Source organism: Enterococcus sp. E4-150, assembly GCF_035726465.1.
Classification (GTDB): Bacteria; Bacillota; Bacilli; order Lactobacillales; family Enterococcaceae; genus Enterococcus_B; species Enterococcus_B faecium.
In genome coordinates this window covers 93,346-111,148 of the sequence record NZ_JAPRGK010000001.1, presented here as the reverse complement: position 1 = coordinate 111,148, position 17,803 = coordinate 93,346, and the positions used below count along the sequence as shown (strand labels likewise).

Here is a 17,803-nt window from a genome sequence, read left to right as displayed (position 1 = left end):
TCAAAAAGTCTAAGAAAAAGAACGAAATTGTTTGAGAACCGCTTACAAATAAGTATAAAAATGAAGGCATCAAAAACACAGCTATGTTAAAAACAATCATTCAAACAAGGAGCTGCAACTTTTGTCACAGCTCCTGCTTTTTAGACATCGGTTATTCTTCTTTTAGTAATCCTTTGAACAATCCAACGACAAAATCATTTGGATCAAACGGCTCCAAGTCATCGATTCCTTCACCAAGACCGACCAATTTCACTGGTAAATGCAATTCGTTACGGATAGCAAGTACGATACCGCCCTTTGCTGTACCATCTAATTTTGTCAAAACAAGACCGGTCACATCTGTTGTTTCTTTGAATTGTTTTGCTTGAACCATCGCGTTTTGACCAGTTGTTGCATCTAGTACAAGAAGTGTTTCTTGGGGTGCTTCTGGTAATTCCCGCTGGATTACTCGTTTTATTTTTTCTAATTCGTTCATCAAGTTCACTTTATTTTGCAGTCGGCCTGCAGTATCAACTAGTAAAACATCTGCCTGCTCTGTCTTTGCTCTTTCCAAAGCATCGAATACGACAGCTGCTGGATCGCCGCCTGCATTGCCACGAACAACTTCAACACCAGCGCGTTCGCCCCAGACAACTAACTGGTCGATTGCTCCAGCGCGGAAGGTATCTGCTGCTGCCATCAATACTTTTTTACCTTCGTTTTTGAACTGATGGGCAAGTTTACCAATACTTGTTGTTTTCCCTACACCATTAACACCGACAAACAAAATAACTGTTAGTCCGTCTTCTTGGATATTTAGTTCATTTACTTCATTGATTCCTTCCGCTTCATAGAGATCCACAAGTTTCTCGATGATCGCATTTTGGACTTCTGCCGATTTTTTCGCATTTCTGAGTTTCACTTCTTGACGTAATGCTTCGGTGATTCGTATCGCTGTTTCAAAACCTACATCTGCACCGATAAGTGTTTCTTCTAATTCTTCAAAAAAGTCTTCATCGACTGTTCGAAAATTGGCAAACAACTCATTCATCCGTTCACCAAATGTTTTACGCGTCTTTTCTAAACCCTTGTCGTACTTCTCCTGTACTTCAACTTCTTCTGTTTTCTCTTCGCCAGTAAAAGCACGCTTGATTTTATCAAAAAATCCCATTTGACTCCCCCCTACTCTAATACAAATTTTTGGATCACTTTGGCTACGCCATTTTCTTCATTGCTGGCTGTCACGAAATCTGCTGCTTCTTTGACGAAAGGCACAGCATTCTCCATCGCTACGCCTAGTCCAGCGTATTGGATCATCGGTAAATCATTTTCTTCATCACCGATTGCCATGATTTCTTCTTGTTTCAAACCAAGATCTTTTGCCAATAAAGAAATACCATAAGCTTTTGTAACACCTTTTGGCATAAATTCCAAAAGCATACTTCTCGTTTTGATGATCTCATACATTTCATGGAATTCTGCTGGTATTTCTTTGATTTTAGGATCTAATTCTTCTTGGTCATAAGCGATTACTGCCTTATTAAGCACAAATTCATCTGTAATATCGCTTATATCCGCTGGTTGGAATTGCAGCAGCTTATTCAACACATTGTACAAGGATTGCTTCCTTGGGGCACTAGGCAGCTGTAAAACCACATTGTCAGACAAAACATCTAGTGGCAGATCCAATTGCTGAGCCAGTTTGTATAAGCGTTGGATATCTGATACTTCCATCACTTTCTTTTCCATGATTTCACCAGTATCATTTTTTTGTACCAAACCGCCGTTGAAAGTGATGCTGTAGTCACCTTCATCTACCAGTCCTAATTCTTGCAGATAATGCGCCATCGCAGCTAAGGGGCGTCCTGTACATAGAACGATCTTGACCCCTTGCTGTTTTGCTTGTGCTAATGCTTGTTTATTCTCATCTGAAATCAGCTTTTGTTCATTTAATAATGTACCGTCCAAATCGATTGCTACTAATTTGATCATTTTCGTTCCTACACTTTCGTTTCGTTGATTTTCGCCTCTTCATTGATATCTTCCATCCGTACAGAAACGATTTTTGATACACCGGATTCCTGCATCGTCACTCCGTACAGTACATCTGCTGCGACCATCGTTCCTTTGCGGTGTGTGACTACGATAAATTGTGTGTCATCTTGGAAATCGCTCAAGTAACGACCAAAACGTTTCACATTGGCTTCATCTAACGCTGCTTCTACCTCATCTAAGATACAAAACGGAACAGGACAGACACGGATAATGGAAAAGAGCAACGCGATGGCTGTAAGTGCTCGTTCTCCTCCAGAAAGCAAACTTAGACTTTGCAGTTTTTTGCCAGGAGGTTGTACTTCAATCTCAATACCTGTTTTCAGCAAATCAGTTGGTTCTGTCAGTACTAATTCAGCTTTACCGCCGCCAAACATATTTGGAAAGACAATTTTGAATTCTTGACGGATAGATTCAAATACTTCTTTGAATCTTGTCCGCACTTCATCATCCATCTCATCCATCGTTTCAAACAATTGGTTTTTCGCTGCTAACAGATCATCTCGCTGTGTTGCTAAGAATGTATGTCTTTCACTGACTTGTTCGTATTGTTCGATTGAATTTAAGTTTACTGGTCCCAGTTTTTCAATCTGTTCTTTTAAGGATGAAACCTTTGTTCTACTGTCTTCGATATCGGTTGTTTCTTGATAGTCTTGGGAAGCTTTCTCAAATGTCAGCTGATATTCTGACTGCAGATAGGTCAAATGATTATCTAAAATCATTTCAGCTCGGTCTTTTTGGACTTCTAATTTGGATTGTTCCGACAGTCGTGCTTTTTGCTCACGATTACGCTCTGCCAAGACTGCTTCAAGCTTATCGATCTCCTTTTGCCTTCTATCTCGCTGCTCTTTGGCTTTTGCCAACTCGGCTTTTAATGTTTCTCGCTGAGCAGATAATTCGTTAATTTGTTTTTCCAAACTTTCTTCTGTGACTTCATGATCAGAAAAGTCTGCTGTCAATGTCGCCAACTGCTTTTCTATCGCTTCTTGACGTTCGGTTGCCTCTGCTTTTTGGACTCGGGCACCGCGGAGCTGGATCTGCAGATGATTAAACTGCTCTTTCAAGACAGCAAGATCTGCTTGTTCTTGTGCTTTTTGACTTTGTACTTGTGCTCTTCTGGCTTCCATCTGGTCGCTTTCTTGACTTAACGATTTGATTTCTTCGTCGATTTTTTGTCGTTGCGATTCAAGATCTGTTTGTTTGTCTTTCAATTCGTTCGTTTGCTTTTCGTAATCTTCGATAAACTGCTGCAGTTCACGTGTCTCAAATGTTGAGATTTGCTTTTCTTTTTCAAAACGTTCAAGTTCATTTATGATGTTTTGCAGCTGATTTGTCGCTTCTTGTTCTTCAAAACGTAATTGTTCGCCTCGTGTACGCAAAACTTCTTGTTCTTCGGCTAAACGAGCTGTTTCTTGTTGCAGCTCCTGAACTTTTTTTTCTTGTGCTTGGAGTTGTTTATCTGCTTCTTCAAATTCACTAGTCAACTGTTTCAATTCTTGATTTTGTACAAACAAACTGCCTTGGTTTCCTCGTTTATTCGCTCCACCTGTCATGGATCCTCCGGCATTCATCACATCACCTTCTAAGGAAACCACTCGATATTGATAGCGGATCGTTTGCGCGATTGCATTGGCACTAGTTAAGTCTTTGGCTAAAAGGATCGTTCCTAGCAGGTTTTGAACCACAGTTTGGATTTGATCGGGATAACTGACTTGTTCACTGGCAATCCCTATAAACCCTTCTACAGCTGCTGCTTGTGTCAATATATGAGCCGGTAATTGTCTTGGTTTGATTGTCGTCAGTGGAAGGAATGTTGCTCTTCCTCCTCTTTGCTGTTTCAAATACGTGATGGCTTGCCGAGCATCTTTTTCATTTTCAACGATGACATGCTGGGCTGCCCCACCTAAAGCTGTTTCGATAGCTAACGTGAAATCTGCAGGAACATCGATCAGTTCAGCCACTGCTCCGACAATACCCGAAAGCTGCTGTTTATGCTGCAAGACCAATCGAACCCCTTGGTAAAAACCAAAATAGTTTTCTTGGATTTCTTGAAGGCTTTTCTGACGAGCACGCAGCTGCTGGACTTGATTCATCAATTGATACATTTTAGGCTGTTCTTTTGCTAATGCTTCTTGGAACTTTTTCCCGTTTTGTTGGATCATTTCTAACTTCTCTTTTGTTTCAGTTAAAGATGATTTTAGCTGCGCCTGCTTTTGTGTCAATTCTTCTTTTTGTAAGATCAATCGATCTACTGATGCTTCTACTTCCGATTGCTTGGCTAACGTCTGCTTGCTTTTTGCTGTTTCTTGTATATATTGACGTTCTAGATACTTCAGTTCGTTTCCTACAGCTGCTTGTTCTTGCATCAAATCAACATATTGATCTCTTAATTCTGCCAATAATTCTTTCGTTGATTTTTGGTATTTTTCTAATTCTTGCTGTGTTTTTATGAGATTTGCTTCAGCTTTTTGGATCTCTGTTTCTTTTTCTGCTGCTTCTTTCATCAAGCTTTCTTGAAGCTTTTCAAAATGTTTAACCTTTTTTTGTGCTTCTGCTAATGAAGTTTGATATTCTTGCGAGTTTTTTTGTGTATGCTTTGTCCGCTCCTGCAAAACATCTTTTTGTCCTTCTGTCTGCTTCAGTTTTTCCGAAAGATCTAATAATACTTGCTGATTTTTTTCGATCAGACGGTCGGCTTGCGCATTTTCTTTACGCTGCTTCGCCAAAATGGATTCTTGTTCTTGGATCGACTCAGATAGTTTGCCTAATTCTAGATTGAATTTCGCAAGCTGTGCTTGTTTGTTGTCCCAATCTTTTTTTGCTGTCTTGATTTCGGCAACCATCAAAGAGACATCGGTTTGAGTCAGTGTTTCTTTTAGCCGTAAAAACTCCTTTGCTGCCTCACTCTGGGCGGCCAAAGGAGTTAACTGTTCTTCCAATTCGTGGATGATGTCTTGGACGCGGCTGAGGTTGTCTTCTGTTTCAAAAAGCTTCTGTTCTGCTTTCTTTTTCCGCTGCTTGTATTTCAAGACACCAGCTGCTTCTTCAAAGATCCCACGACGGTCTTCCGGTTTACTACTGAAAATCGCTTCTACTTTTCCTTGAGAAATGATTGAGAACGATTCTTTTCCTAATCCAGAATCTAAGAACAATTCTTGGATATCTTTTAATCTGCAGCTTTGTTTATTGATGAAAAACTCGCTTTCCCCAGTCCGTCGATAACGGCGGGTTACACTGATCTCATTGTACTCCAATGGCAGATAATGATCACTATTGTCTAAAATCACTGTGACTTCTGCAATATTCAGCTGCTTACGGGTATCGGAACCGGCAAAGATGATATCCGGCATTTTTCCGCCTCGCAGACTTTTAGCAGATTGTTCTCCTAATACCCAGCGGATAGCCTCTGTAATATTGCTTTTTCCGCTGCCATTTGGTCCAACCACTGCTGTGACGCTGTTTTCAAAATCAATGACTGTCTTGTCTGCAAATGATTTAAAACCGGCTATTTCAATTCGTTTCAAATACAAAGCTTTCCCTCACTTACTTTTACAGTGCTGCCAATGCATTTTCCGCCGCAGCTTGTTCTGCTAATTTTTTCGATTTTCCTTGTCCAGTGCCAATCAATTGATCATCTACATAAACTTCGATCCAAAATACTCGTTCATGAGCTGGACCTTCTTCATTTATCAATCGGTATTCGATTGATACATCACCTGATTTTTGCAAGACTTCTTGTAGTTTTGTTTTATGATCCATCTCATGTGAAAAAGCACCTGCTTTGACTTTAGGAAAAATCACTTTTTCGATGAATGCATGGGTCGTGTCGAATCCCTGGTCAAGATATAACGCGCCTAAAAAAGCTTCGAATAGGTCGCAAAGCAATGCTGGTCGCGTACGTCCTCCTGAATTCTCTTCTCCCTTGCCCAACAGAACATATTGATCAAAGTGACATTCTTTGGCAAATTTCGACAAGCTGTCTTCGCGAACGATCGCAGCTCGTGTTTTTGTCAATTTTCCTTCTGGCAAATGAGGATATAAACGGAATAAATACTGAGAAACCATCAGTTCTAAAACGGCATCTCCTAAAAATTCAAGTCGCTCATTATCCGATAATTGCAGATTGCGATGCTCATTCACATAGGATGAATGGGTAAAAGCTTGTTCAAGCAAATTTAGATCGTGAAAAACGATGTTATAGTTTTCTTTTAGTTCTTTTGTCAGCTGGTTGTCCATTTTCCACATTCCTTTTATGGATATTTTTTCGATACTTCCTTATTATACTGGTTTTTTGTCAAATTTGAAATGGTTCGGTCAAAAGGTAAGTAAAGCTTTAATAATCCTAGTGATTGACGAGAAGTTGTGAAAAATTCGTTTAGTTTCGAGTATGAAGAAAAAATTTTGTAAAAATGGCTTTCCATGTTTTTGCATAAATTTGACTTAATACCGAGAAACTGGACTTTGAACACCGTTTATTGGAGAAGTCATGAAATCAGCGCCTTGACCTGAATATTAGAGAAATAAACAGAAAAATATCAAAAAACCGAAAAAGGACATCGCCCTTTTTCGGTCATTTTTAGTGATTATGAACGTGAATCTGCTGTAACAGAAACATTTGCCCATGGGTTTGGTACATCATAAGACCAATCCCAGTCTTTGACACGGTCGTTGACTGGCAATACTTCATTACGGAACAACGTTGGAATCGCAAATGCTTCTTCAAATGCATATTGTTGCCATTTTTGATATGCTTCTTTTTGGTACTCTTCATCAAATGCTTTGCTTGAACTGATATCGTTGATCAATTTTGTATTTTCTTCTGATTCATAACGAGTGTAGTTGAACGCAGCATTTGGTCCCCATAGTCCACTTGGATTTGGATCAGTTCCTGTATTCCAAGCAGCTTGGTAAACATCAATTTCAGGATCATCGTTTTCTAATTTATCATAGAAAGAATTGAATTCGATCAGACGACCTGTTGTGTATTGGACATCCAAACCAATTTCTTTCCATTGTTGGATATAGTAATCTGCCAATGGTTGCGCTGTTTCCCCACCGGACATCGAAGCAAAGTTGATTGTTAGTTTATTTCCATCTTTGTCTTCTCTTAAACCATCGTCATCCACATCTTTGTAGCCAGCATCATCTAATAGTTTTTTCGCTTTGTCTAGATCTTGTGTGAATCCTTTCATCTCATCATCATGGTATGACTGGAATACTGGAGGAATCAATGAAGTCGCATTGCTTCTCAAACCTGCATAGAAACGTTCACCTACTGCATTATTATCTAATGCATAGCCCATTGCTTGACGTAATGATTTATCAGCCATTTTTGAATCTGGATTGTATTCCACACTCTTTGTATCTGCATTCCATTTACCTAACTTGAATCCTAGATAAGTATAAGAAGTTTGTTCACGGCCTAAGTTTGTATAGCCAGCAATTTCTTTATAGGTATCGTAAGTATCTGTTGGCATTTGGAAAATCATATCATATAATTTAGAGTTCAATGCTTCAGTTGCACTTGCCATCGGTACAGATTTCATCGTGATCTTTTTCAATTTAGGCGTACCATTCCAGTAGTGCTCGTTTGGCAAGTATTCTACTGATTCTCCTGCAACGATATTACTCATGTAATAAGGGCCAAAAGTCACTGGATTTTTACGTACTTGATCGCTTGATTCCATATCTTTGATTGCTACACCTTCTAACGTATGTTTTGGTGCTGCATATGACCAGATACCACCACCCGATTGAAGCATGCTTGGGTTTACTTCTTTATATTCGATTTCAACTGTTTTGTCGTCTATTTTTTTGATTCCGGAGATTGTGTCGGCACTTCCATCATGATATTCTTCCATACCTACGATGTTACGGAAAGTGTCGTCATAACGGATACCAGTGTAATCTTTATTCCCAATGATTTCGTAAGGGAAAATCACATCGTCCGCCGTTACATCTTCACCATCTGACCATTTGACGTTGTCTTTTACTTTGATTGTCGCTTTTTTCGTATCTTCATCTAGATCAAGCGTTGCAGCTCCGTCGTCTGTGATTCTGAAATCGTCATCGTTTGCAAATAGCGGTTCATGAGAAGGAGCCATAAAAGCTGCATCATATGAATCTTGGTAAAACTCCCACTGGAACAATCCTTTAAACTGACTGTCCGTTGCGACCGCAGCTTCTAATTCGCCGTCTTCGATTGCATCATCATTATTTTTTGTTGCAATTGGAAAAGTTAATTCCTCTTTGTTATTGCCGTTGCCTCCAGAGTTGTTTCCAGAGGTATCTGTACCTCCGCCCCCGCATGCTGCAAGAACGACAGCAGACATCAGCGCTGCAAATCCAAAAATCGTTTTCTTCATTCCTATTTCCCCCTTCACTTCTATACTAGCCTAACCGTTGGCGCGCATCTGCAGAACGCTTGAATGCTTGTCCAACATAATTGATACTCAACATCAAAACTAAAATAAGGATTGATGCGGGTAACCAGATCCATTGCCGATTCACTAAGACTTCTCCGTTACTTGCATAACCGATCAATGTACCTAAACTAGGTACATTTGCCGGCAAGCCGAAACCTAAGAAAGTCAAAGTTGTCTCGATACCGATGTTTGCCGCAAAGTTCATCGTCAAATTAGTAATGATTAATGAACTTAGATTCGGCATGATTTCGCGGAACATGATTTTAAAATCATTGGTTCCCATTGTTTTTGAGGCACTTACATAATCTCTTCTTGCTTCAGATAATGTCTTGCTTCGGAATAATCGGGCTTTAGCTACCCAATAAAATGCACTCATGATGAAAATAAAGGACCAGACATTGTATCTGGAAATAATCGATACGAAGACGATAATGATCAGCATGATCGGTAGAATCATGATAAAATCAACGATCCGCATCAAGATGTTGTCAATGATCCCTCCGTAGTAGCCAGAGATGATCCCTAATCCAACCCCGATGATCGAAGTAAGGATCGTGATCGCAAATCCGATCGTAACAGAGTTTCTAGCACCTATGATCAATTGTCCTAATACATCACGTCCGCCTTCATCTGCTCCCAGAATGAACTTTTGTCCTTGTGTCGAAACTGTTCCTGGTGCAGCGTATTTGTCGAAGATACTAACATACATCACTTTGTCTTGATCGGTCAGCATCGCACCGATAAAGATCACTAATAATAAAACCACTAGCAAACCTAATGAAAAAATAGCAATTTTATCTTTTTTAAATTCTCGAGCAATCATTCGTATCCCCATAGGAGGAATACTTTCTTGAACTGCTGTATTGTTTTTTTCACTCATCGATCCATTCTCCTTTCTGATTGGTTTTATTGAATCCGAATACGCGGGTCAACGATACTCATGATGATATCTGAAAGTAATGTCCCCACTAGCGTCGCGATTCCTAAAATCAATACTAAGGATGTGATCACGGTATAGTCCCGTTGGCCGATGGAATCAATAAATAGTTTTCCGACTCCCGGATAACCAAAAATCTTTTCGATAACTACAGAACCAGCAATCAACGAAGTGATTTCATACCCCATTTGAGAAGCCATCGGCAACGCTGCATTTCGGAAAATATGTCGACTGAATACTTTATTCGTCGGTACCCCTTTGGAACGGGCTGTTCTGACAAAATCGAGCGATTTCGAATCGATTACTTCACTTCGCAGATATTGGATTGTGACGGCAGTCGCCAAAAATGCTTGGGTAATTGATGGTAACAGAATATATTTCAAACGGTCTATCCATTGAGTGATAAATCCACCTTGCAAACCTAGTGTTTGTGATCCACTTGTTGGGAACCAGCCTAAACGATAACCAAAAACAAATAGCATGATCAAGCCGAAGATAAATAAAGGAACAGCAAAACTAAAGAAGTTGTAGATTACGACAATCTTATCCAAGATTGAATTTTGATACCGGCCAGCAAGCATCCCCAGAGGCACAGCAATCAAATAAGTAAGGACAACTGTCAAGATCGATAGATATAAAGTGTTGATGATCCGTTCGCCGATCAAGTCAGCAACAGAGCGTTTGTATAAGAAACTTTGACCAAAATCGCCTTGCAAAGCATTTCCGATCCAACGGAAGTACTGGACATACCATGGGTCATTCAAGCCAGCTGCTTGTCGCATCTGTTCGATCACTGCCGGATCCTGATTTGGATTGATCAAACCGGTAAATGGATCCCCCGGCATCGCTTGGGCTAATAAGAAGATCAGAACACTTAAAATAATAACTTGCGGGATCATCAATAAAACACGTCGCAGAATCGTTTTCCACATTAGCTTGCACCTCCATCTTTCAACGCCACTTTGTGTGTAGTTGTGATCGTACGCAAATCGTAGACTCGACCAGTCGCATCATAGTATTCTTTTTGATTTTGGATATACTCTTGTTCTACTCTTCGTCGATTTTCTTTGTGGCTTTCCCGATTTTCTACATCGATTTGCGGAATAGCTGAAAGCAGACGTTTCGTATAGATATGTCGCGGGTCATTATAAATGTCTTCTCTTGTACCGATTTCTACAAATCGACCTTTGTACATAATTGCGATGTTGTCGCACATGTGTTTTACTACACCTAAATCATGTGAAATGAATAAATAGCTGAGGCCGTATTCTTGCTGGATTCGTTTCATGAAATTCAATACTTGCGCTTGAACAGATAGATCCAGAGCAGATACAGGTTCATCGGCTACGATTAGTTTTGGATTGGTAGCAACAGCACGGGCTACTCCTAGACGTTGACGTTGTCCGCCTGAAAATTCATGAGGATATTTATATAGCGCATCTTCCGGCATCCCAACGATATCTAGCAGTCCTTTTACCTTTTTCTTTTCTTCTTGATCGCTTAATCGTTCAAAATTTCGGATGGGTTCAGCAATGATATCCAACACTCGCTTTTTAGGATTCAAACTGGACATTGAATCTTGGAAGATCATCTGCACATCCTTGTTATAACCCATTTTTTTGCGGTTGCTTCGCTTCGTTACATCTTTTCCTTCATACATGATTTGTCCGGCTGTCACCTTTTCTAATCCCACAACGGCTTTTCCCGTAGTAGATTTTCCAGAGCCAGACTCTCCCACTAAACCATATGTCTTTCCTTTTTCGATAATAAAATCCACACCATCTACAGCATATACATGATCCGTTACTCGATTGAAGAATCCACTGCGAATAGGGTAATGAACTTTCAGGTCTTTGATTGTGATTAATTCTGTCATCTACACCTCTCCTTTTTCGTCTCTAAAGTGGAAATGCTTATAGCAGGAGCAACGTACCAAGTGGTTCGGTTCGACTTCATGAAGGATAGGCTCTTCTTCATGATCGCTTGCTGGTATCCATGGAATACGTGGTGCAAACCGACAACCTTTACGAGGCATGTTTTTCAGAGAAGGAACGACACCTTCGATCACATGGAGTTCTGCATCATGATTTCCTTCTTGTGGTATAGAGTTCAGTAAAGAGCGTGTATAAGGATGCTTAGGATGATCAAACAGTTCTTTTACACCTGCTACTTCAACGAACTGTCCGCCATACATCACTGCCACTCGATCAGCCATTTCTGCTACGACTCCTAAGTCATGAGTGATCAAGATGATCCCTGTTTTTGTTTCTTCCTGAAGGTCTTTCAGTAAATCAAGAATCTGTGCTTGGATGGTTACATCTAGGGCTGTCGTCGGTTCATCTGCAATGACGATTGGAGGTTTGCAGGCGATTGCGATTGCGATGATGACACGTTGTCTCATGCCGCCTGATAGTTCATGGGGATATTGGCGTCCAACTCTCGCAGGATTAGGAATCCCTACTTGTTCTAGCAATTCTAGTGCACGAGCTTGACGCTGTTCTGCATTCATCTTTGTGTGATAGGAAAGTCCTTCTTTGATCTGGTCTTCGATTCTCATGAGAGGATTTAATGCAGACAACGGATCTTGGAAAATCATTCCGATATCATTTCCGCGGATTTTATTATAGAGCGTTTCGTTCAGGTCGATTAAATTCAGATCGTTATATAAAATCTCACCTGTAATTTTTGTGTTATTAGGATCAAGTAATCCCATAATCGTAGTAGCCAAGGTACTTTTCCCGCACCCAGATTCCCCAACGATTGCTAAAATCTCGTTTTTGTCTAAAGTAAATGAAACGTCATCTACTGCATCGTAATAGTCATCTTTGAGTCGGAATCCTGTATGTAGGTTCTGAACTTCTAATAATTGGTTATCGGACAATCGAATACCCCTCTCTGCTTCCTAAATGGAAGTTTTTCTTAATAAAAAAGGACATTACACAGAATAAAGCGTTTTATAACAAAGGTTATTCTTATCTTTGTGTAATGAATTATTAACAATTATATAGAAAACCGCTTTACTTTGCAACATAATTTCTGTTTATCGCCAGAATTATCAGAAAAATGACTTTTACGTGTCAAAAAGATTAAAAAAAGAAGGATAAAAAGCTGCATGCAGCTTTTTATCCTTCTTTGCTTTTATTTGAAATTATTTAAGATGGCTGCTGATATAATCTACTGCGCCACCGACTGTTTCAATTTGTTCAGCATCTTCATCTGAAATTTCCGTACCGAATTCATCTTCAAGCTCTAAAACGAATTCCATAATACTAATTGAATCAGCTTTTAAATCATCTTTGATGTTCAATTCATCCGTCACTTTATCGGTATCTATCTCAAAATGATTTGAAATAATTTTCGCTACTTTGTTAAATACTTCTTCGCGAGTCAACTTTTTCACCTCCAAGAATCATACACTTGTCAATTACCTACACCATGGCTAATTTTACTGGCATTTTTCAGGAATGTCCACCTTTTTTTCAATGGAACGGATCGCTTCAGATATCCAAATGCTATTCTTCGCTTTTTTCAAATTGTTCGACTAATTGTCCAACTACATCTGTCTCAAGCATTGTGTGGATTTGGCGGATCGTATAGCGAACAGCATCGGGGCCTGTTGCTCCATGAGTTTTAATGACTGGTGCTTTCAAGCCAAACAAAACGGCACCGCCATGTTTGGAATAATCCATTTCTGCTTTCAAAGAACGTAAGCCGTCTTTTAAAAGCATAGCGCCCATTTTTCCTTTGATCCCTTCATTTAGAATAGCAGATTTTAATAGATTCATCATATTCATTGCTGTTCCTTCAATAGATTTCAAAACAGCGTTGCCTGTAAATCCATCTGTGACCACTACATCAGCCACACCATTGAGTAGCTCACGAGCTTCTACGTTTCCAATAAAATTCAAGCTTGTTTCATTCTGAAGGAGTTCATAGGCTTTTTTCGTCACTTCACTACCTTTTGTTGCTTCTGTTCCATTGTTTAAGAGTGCGACACGAGGACGTCCGATACCTCGGACTTTACGTGCATAAAAAGAACCTAAAATACCGTATTGCAACAAATGTTCTGGTTTGTTTTCTGCGTTAGCGCCAAGATCCAGCATATCGAAACCGGCACCTTCTTTCCCTACTACTGGCAAGGTAGACATCAAGCCAGGGCGTTCGATATTTTTGATACGTCCTACGATGAACAACCCTGCTGCTAGTAGCGCGCCTGTATTCCCTGCTGAAAATACAGCATCTGCTTCACCGTTTTTCACTGCTTGTGCAGCAAGGACCATTGATGCAGTCTTTTTTCGTCGAATTGCTTTTACTGGCTCATCATCACTATTGATTTTTTCGTCTGTATGGATAATCGTGATGTTTTTTTCATTTGTTAAGTATTTCTTGATTTCTGCTTCTTTTCCGTAAAGTAAGAATTCTACTTCTGGAAAATCTTGCTGCGCTAAAGCCACGCCTTCTACAATTGCTTGAGGTGCGTGATCTCCGCCCATTGCATCTACGGCAATTTTCATTGTTTCCACTCCTTTTTCCGTCATCAGTATAAAGTATAGCACAGTCTGCTAATCGAAATAACGATTATCCTGATTTTCTATTTGGAGGCTTTGCGCTAAAGGCTGATACTCAGGAAGCATCTGCCAATCCTTTATCTGCCAAAGGGCTGCAGCCTCTTCTCTGGCTACCTCCAAAACATTTCCATCCGTCACCAAGTCAGCAATCGCAAATTGAGGCAGACCAGATTGACGGAAGCCAAATACTTCACCAGGACCACGTAATTCCAGATCTTTTTCACTTAGTACAAAACCATTGGTGGTCTCTGTCATGATTTTCATCCGTTCCACACCTAGTTCATTTTTAGGATTAGCAACTAAGATACAGTAGGAAGCATCACTTCCGCGTCCAACACGTCCACGAAGTTGATGCAGCTGTGCCAATCCAAATCGATCCGCATCCATGATCAGCATGACGGTCGCGTTCGGCACGTTTACCCCTACTTCAATTACAGTAGTCGAAACTAATATCTGCATCTGGTTGTCTTTGAAGGCTTCCATGATTACTTCTTTTTCCTGATTCTTTATTTTACCATGTAACAAGCCAACTTCATATTTTGGTGCAAATAGTTCACGAAGTTTTTCATAGATTTCCACTGCATTTTTTACATCTAATGCTTCTGATTCTTCAATCAGCGGACAGATGACATACATTTGATGTCCTCTTGCCAGTTCTTTTTTCGTCCAATCCAGTACACTGTCCAATTGAGGTGTTCTTACCCAGCGTGTTTCGATCGGGATACGTCCAGCTGGAAGTTCATCAATGATAGATACATCCATCTCACCATATGCTGTAATAGCTAATGTTCTAGGAATCGGAGTCGCTGTCATAAATAAGACATCTGGTCGCCAGCCTTTTTCACGAAGTACTTTCCGCTGGTTCACGCCAAAACGGTGCTGCTCATCCGTAATAACTAGACCTAAATTCTGAAATTCGACTCCATCTTGGATCAATGCATGTGTGCCGATCACGATGTTAATTTCCCCTTGCTCTAGTTTTTCAAGGAGCTCACGACGTTCTTTTGCTTTCGTTGACCCCGTAAGCAATGCGATGGTTACTTCATTGGGATCAAACAGCTGTTGCAAGCTTTCCATATGTTGTTGTGCCAAGATTTCTGTAGGCACCATCAACGCACCTTGGAAACCTGCTGTAACGGTAGCGTATAACGCAATCGCGGCAACCACTGTTTTTCCGCTACCTACATCTCCCTGCAAAAGTCGCTGCATATGCTGCGGACTGCGAAGATCCCGACAGATTTCATTCGTTACACGTTTTTGTGCATTTGTCAGTTCAAAAGGTAGCTTTTGAGTAAATTCTTTCAATTTTTGGACATCATAAAGGATCTCCAAACCATTCGTTTCTGCTTTTTCTGCTTTTTTCAATCCTTGAAGACGCATTTGAAATAAAAAGAACTCTTCAAAAACGACACGTCGTTTGGCTTGATGGTTTTCTTCGTGGTCTTTTGGAAAATGCATACTTCTTACAGCAGAAGCTCGGTCAAGCAGTCGATATTTCTCCACAAGGTTGTTTGGCAGATTTTCTTCAATCAATGTGCCGTATTCTTGAAACCCTTTTTTGATTAGATCAACTAATGTCGTTTGACGAATTGATTTGTTGACGTGATATATCGGCGAAAAGTCATCCATTGTTTGAGAACCTAAAATCTTCATCCCGTTCAATGCTTTACGCTTTGCATCCCATTTACCGTATACGGCGATTTCCTCCGATAAAATGACTTTTTCTTTTAGATAAGGTTGATTAAAAAAAGAAACGTTGAACACATCATGTTCTTGCATCATACGAAATTGCAATCGGCTTTTTTTATAACCAAATCGATTCATCACAGGAGGCGAGACTACGATTCCTTTCAAAGTAACCTTTTCTTGATCTTGGATCTCGTTTAGATTTCTTTCCTGAATATCTTCGTAGCGGAAAGGATAATAAGTCAGTAAGTCTTCAATCGTTTGGATGCCCAAGCTGGCAAGACTAGCTGCTCTTTTTTCTCCGACTCCTGCCAGCATAGTGATTGGATCATCTAAAGAACGCATAAATTTTTCCTCCCTCCTTTAACAAAAAAAGGACTTGGTCAGCGATCATACCTGATCACTAACCGAAGGCCTTTTATGAATGAATACTGTGTTAGAAAGATATTCTGACACAGAAATTATTCAGCAGAAAATAGATAAGGATAGACAGGCTGATCTCCTTGGTGAATCTCGATTTCCAAATCAGGATGTTTTTCTGTTAGTTTCTCAGCAAATTCATTTGCTTGTTCAACTGTTCCTTCATCACCTGCCAAGATCGTTACGATCTCTGTGTCCTCATTGATCATTTGTTCTAGTGTACTTAACGCTGTTGCTGTGATATCTGGGTTAGAGATCAGGATTTTTCCATCGATCATGCCCAAAAAGTCTCCTTCTTTGATCTCTACACCGTCAATTGAGGTATCTCTGATCGCGTGAGTGACTTGACCGCTCACAACGCTAGACAACATTTCTGTCATCGTTTCTTTGTTTTCTTCTAAAGAAGCTTGATCATTGAATGAAAGCATAGCTGTCAATCCTTGGGAAATCGTTCTTGAAGGAACAACTGCTACTGGGATATCTGCTACTTCTGCTGCTTGATCAGCTGCCATGAAGATGTTCTTATTGTTTGGCAAGACAATCACTTTATCTGCGTTTACTTCTTGAATCGCTTTAACAATGTCTTCCGTACTTGGATTCATTGTTTGCCCACCACTGATAACATAATTAGCGCCTAAACTTTCAAACAGCTCTTGGACGCCTTTACCAGCAGCGATCGCTACGATACCATACGGGATACGTGGTATTTCTTTTTTCGCAAACTCGTTCACTTCTTCATCGTGTTCCAAAATCGTCTCATGCTGCAAGCGCATGTTGTCGACTTTGATTTTGACTAATGAACCGAATTTTTGTCCATAATTCAAGACTTCTCCTGGGTTTTCTGTATGCACGTGGACTTTGATGATCTCGTCATCATTGACCACAAGTAAAGAATCTCCTATACCATCTAAATAGTTACGGAATTCTTCGTAATCGAATGTACTATCGACTGTAGGTCCTTCTCCGATTTTTACCATGATTTCTGTACAGTAACCAAAATGGATATCTTCTGTCGCCATTTGACCTTGGACACTGCGATGATGTTCTGCATTGACCATATCATCCATTTCTGCTGGAGAAGGTTCATATGTTTCATCCGCTTGGAATTCTCCATTCAATGCACTTAAAAAGCCCTCATAAACAAACAGCAGTCCTTGCCCTCCACTGTCTACGACACCGACTTCTTTTAGGACTGGAAGCAAGTCTGGAGTTTTAGCTAAAGCACGTTTTGCTCCTTTTACAACAGCTGTCATTACTTCAACGACATCATCAGTACTTTTTGCTTTCTTTTCTCCAGCTTTCGCTGCTTCTCTAGCTACTGTCAAAATCGTTCCTTCTACTGGTTTCATTACTGCTTTATACGCAGTTTCAACTCCATGAGTGAAGGCTGCAGCAAGATCAGAAGCATTTAATGAGACAACATCTGGAATTTGCTTAGAAAATCCACGAAACAATTGAGACAAAATAACGCCGGAATTTCCGCGCGCACCCATCAGCAATCCTTTTGAAAGCATTGCTGCTAATTCTCCTACTTTTTCTGAGGTTGAATCTACTACTGCCTTAGCTCCACTAGTCATAGATAGATTCATATTTGTTCCCGTATCGCCATCTGGCACAGGGAATACATTTAATGAATTGACGTATTCTGCATTTACTTGCAGACGATTCGCACCTGCCTGGACCATTTCCTGGAACTGGCTTGCACTTATTTCTGTTACACTCACCTAGATAATCCT

13 protein-coding genes are annotated in these 17,803 nt (G+C 40.2%); all 13 read right to left on the bottom strand.

Annotation, left to right across the window (positions count from 1 at the left end):
• Nucleotides 1-151: 151 nt before the first annotated feature.
• Nucleotides 152-1,150 carry a signal recognition particle-docking protein FtsY gene (gene ftsY, locus OZ002_RS00560; protein ID WP_002287900.1) on the bottom strand — a complete coding sequence of 333 codons (999 nt, stop codon included), beginning with the start codon at nt 1,148-1,150 and terminating at the stop codon, nt 152-154.
• A gap of 11 nt (nt 1,151-1,161) precedes the next feature.
• A complete protein-coding gene (locus OZ002_RS00555) occupies nt 1,162-1,971 on the bottom strand; it encodes a Cof-type HAD-IIB family hydrolase (RefSeq protein ID WP_002287898.1) in 810 nt (269 codons plus the stop codon).
• Between the two features lie 8 nt (nt 1,972-1,979).
• On the bottom strand, nt 1,980-5,561 hold the full coding sequence (smc, locus tag OZ002_RS00550) for a chromosome segregation protein SMC (protein WP_156249202.1): 3,582 nt from the start codon (nt 5,559-5,561) through the stop codon (nt 1,980-1,982).
• 19 nt (nt 5,562-5,580) lie between these two features.
• Nucleotides 5,581-6,267: a ribonuclease III gene (gene rnc, locus OZ002_RS00545; RefSeq protein ID WP_002287896.1), complete on the bottom strand. Its 687-nt coding sequence runs from the start codon at nt 6,265-6,267 to the stop codon at nt 5,581-5,583.
• 347 nt (nt 6,268-6,614) lie between these two features.
• Entirely contained in the window at nt 6,615-8,396 is a 1,782-nt protein-coding gene (locus tag OZ002_RS00540; RefSeq protein ID WP_002287894.1) for an oligopeptide ABC transporter substrate-binding protein, read from the bottom strand.
• Nucleotides 8,397-8,421: 25 nt separating this feature from the next.
• Nucleotides 8,422-9,336 (bottom strand): ABC transporter permease, encoded by a 915-nt coding sequence (locus OZ002_RS00535; RefSeq protein WP_002287893.1) that lies wholly within the window; start codon nt 9,334-9,336, stop codon nt 8,422-8,424.
• A 26-nt stretch (nt 9,337-9,362) separates the two neighbouring features.
• Nucleotides 9,363-10,325 (bottom strand): oligopeptide ABC transporter permease, encoded by a 963-nt coding sequence (gene opp4B / locus OZ002_RS00530; RefSeq protein ID WP_002287892.1) that lies wholly within the window; start codon nt 10,323-10,325, stop codon nt 9,363-9,365.
• On the bottom strand, nt 10,325-11,269 hold the full coding sequence (locus tag OZ002_RS00525) for an ABC transporter ATP-binding protein (protein WP_002287891.1): 945 nt from the start codon (nt 11,267-11,269) through the stop codon (nt 10,325-10,327). The genes opp4B and OZ002_RS00525 overlap by 1 nt, the downstream gene beginning before the upstream one ends.
• Nucleotides 11,270-12,274, bottom strand: a complete 1,005-nt coding sequence (locus OZ002_RS00520) for an ABC transporter ATP-binding protein (RefSeq protein ID WP_125179144.1) — start codon at nt 12,272-12,274, stop codon at nt 11,270-11,272.
• A 267-nt stretch (nt 12,275-12,541) separates the two neighbouring features.
• The gene (gene acpP / locus OZ002_RS00515; protein WP_002294295.1) at nt 12,542-12,784 is read right to left on the bottom strand and encodes an acyl carrier protein; all 243 of its coding nucleotides are present in this window, start codon (nt 12,782-12,784) and stop codon (nt 12,542-12,544) included.
• A gap of 121 nt (nt 12,785-12,905) precedes the next feature.
• Nucleotides 12,906-13,907 (bottom strand): phosphate acyltransferase PlsX, encoded by a 1,002-nt coding sequence (gene plsX, locus OZ002_RS00510; RefSeq protein ID WP_002289721.1) that lies wholly within the window; start codon nt 13,905-13,907, stop codon nt 12,906-12,908.
• A 48-nt stretch (nt 13,908-13,955) separates the two neighbouring features.
• Nucleotides 13,956-15,992 carry an ATP-dependent DNA helicase RecG gene (gene recG / locus OZ002_RS00505; protein ID WP_125179143.1) on the bottom strand — a complete coding sequence of 679 codons (2,037 nt, stop codon included), beginning with the start codon at nt 15,990-15,992 and terminating at the stop codon, nt 13,956-13,958.
• 116 nt (nt 15,993-16,108) lie between these two features.
• Nucleotides 16,109-17,791: a DAK2 domain-containing protein gene (locus OZ002_RS00500; RefSeq protein ID WP_002289723.1), complete on the bottom strand. Its 1,683-nt coding sequence runs from the start codon at nt 17,789-17,791 to the stop codon at nt 16,109-16,111.
• Nucleotides 17,792-17,803: the final 12 nt, after the last annotated feature.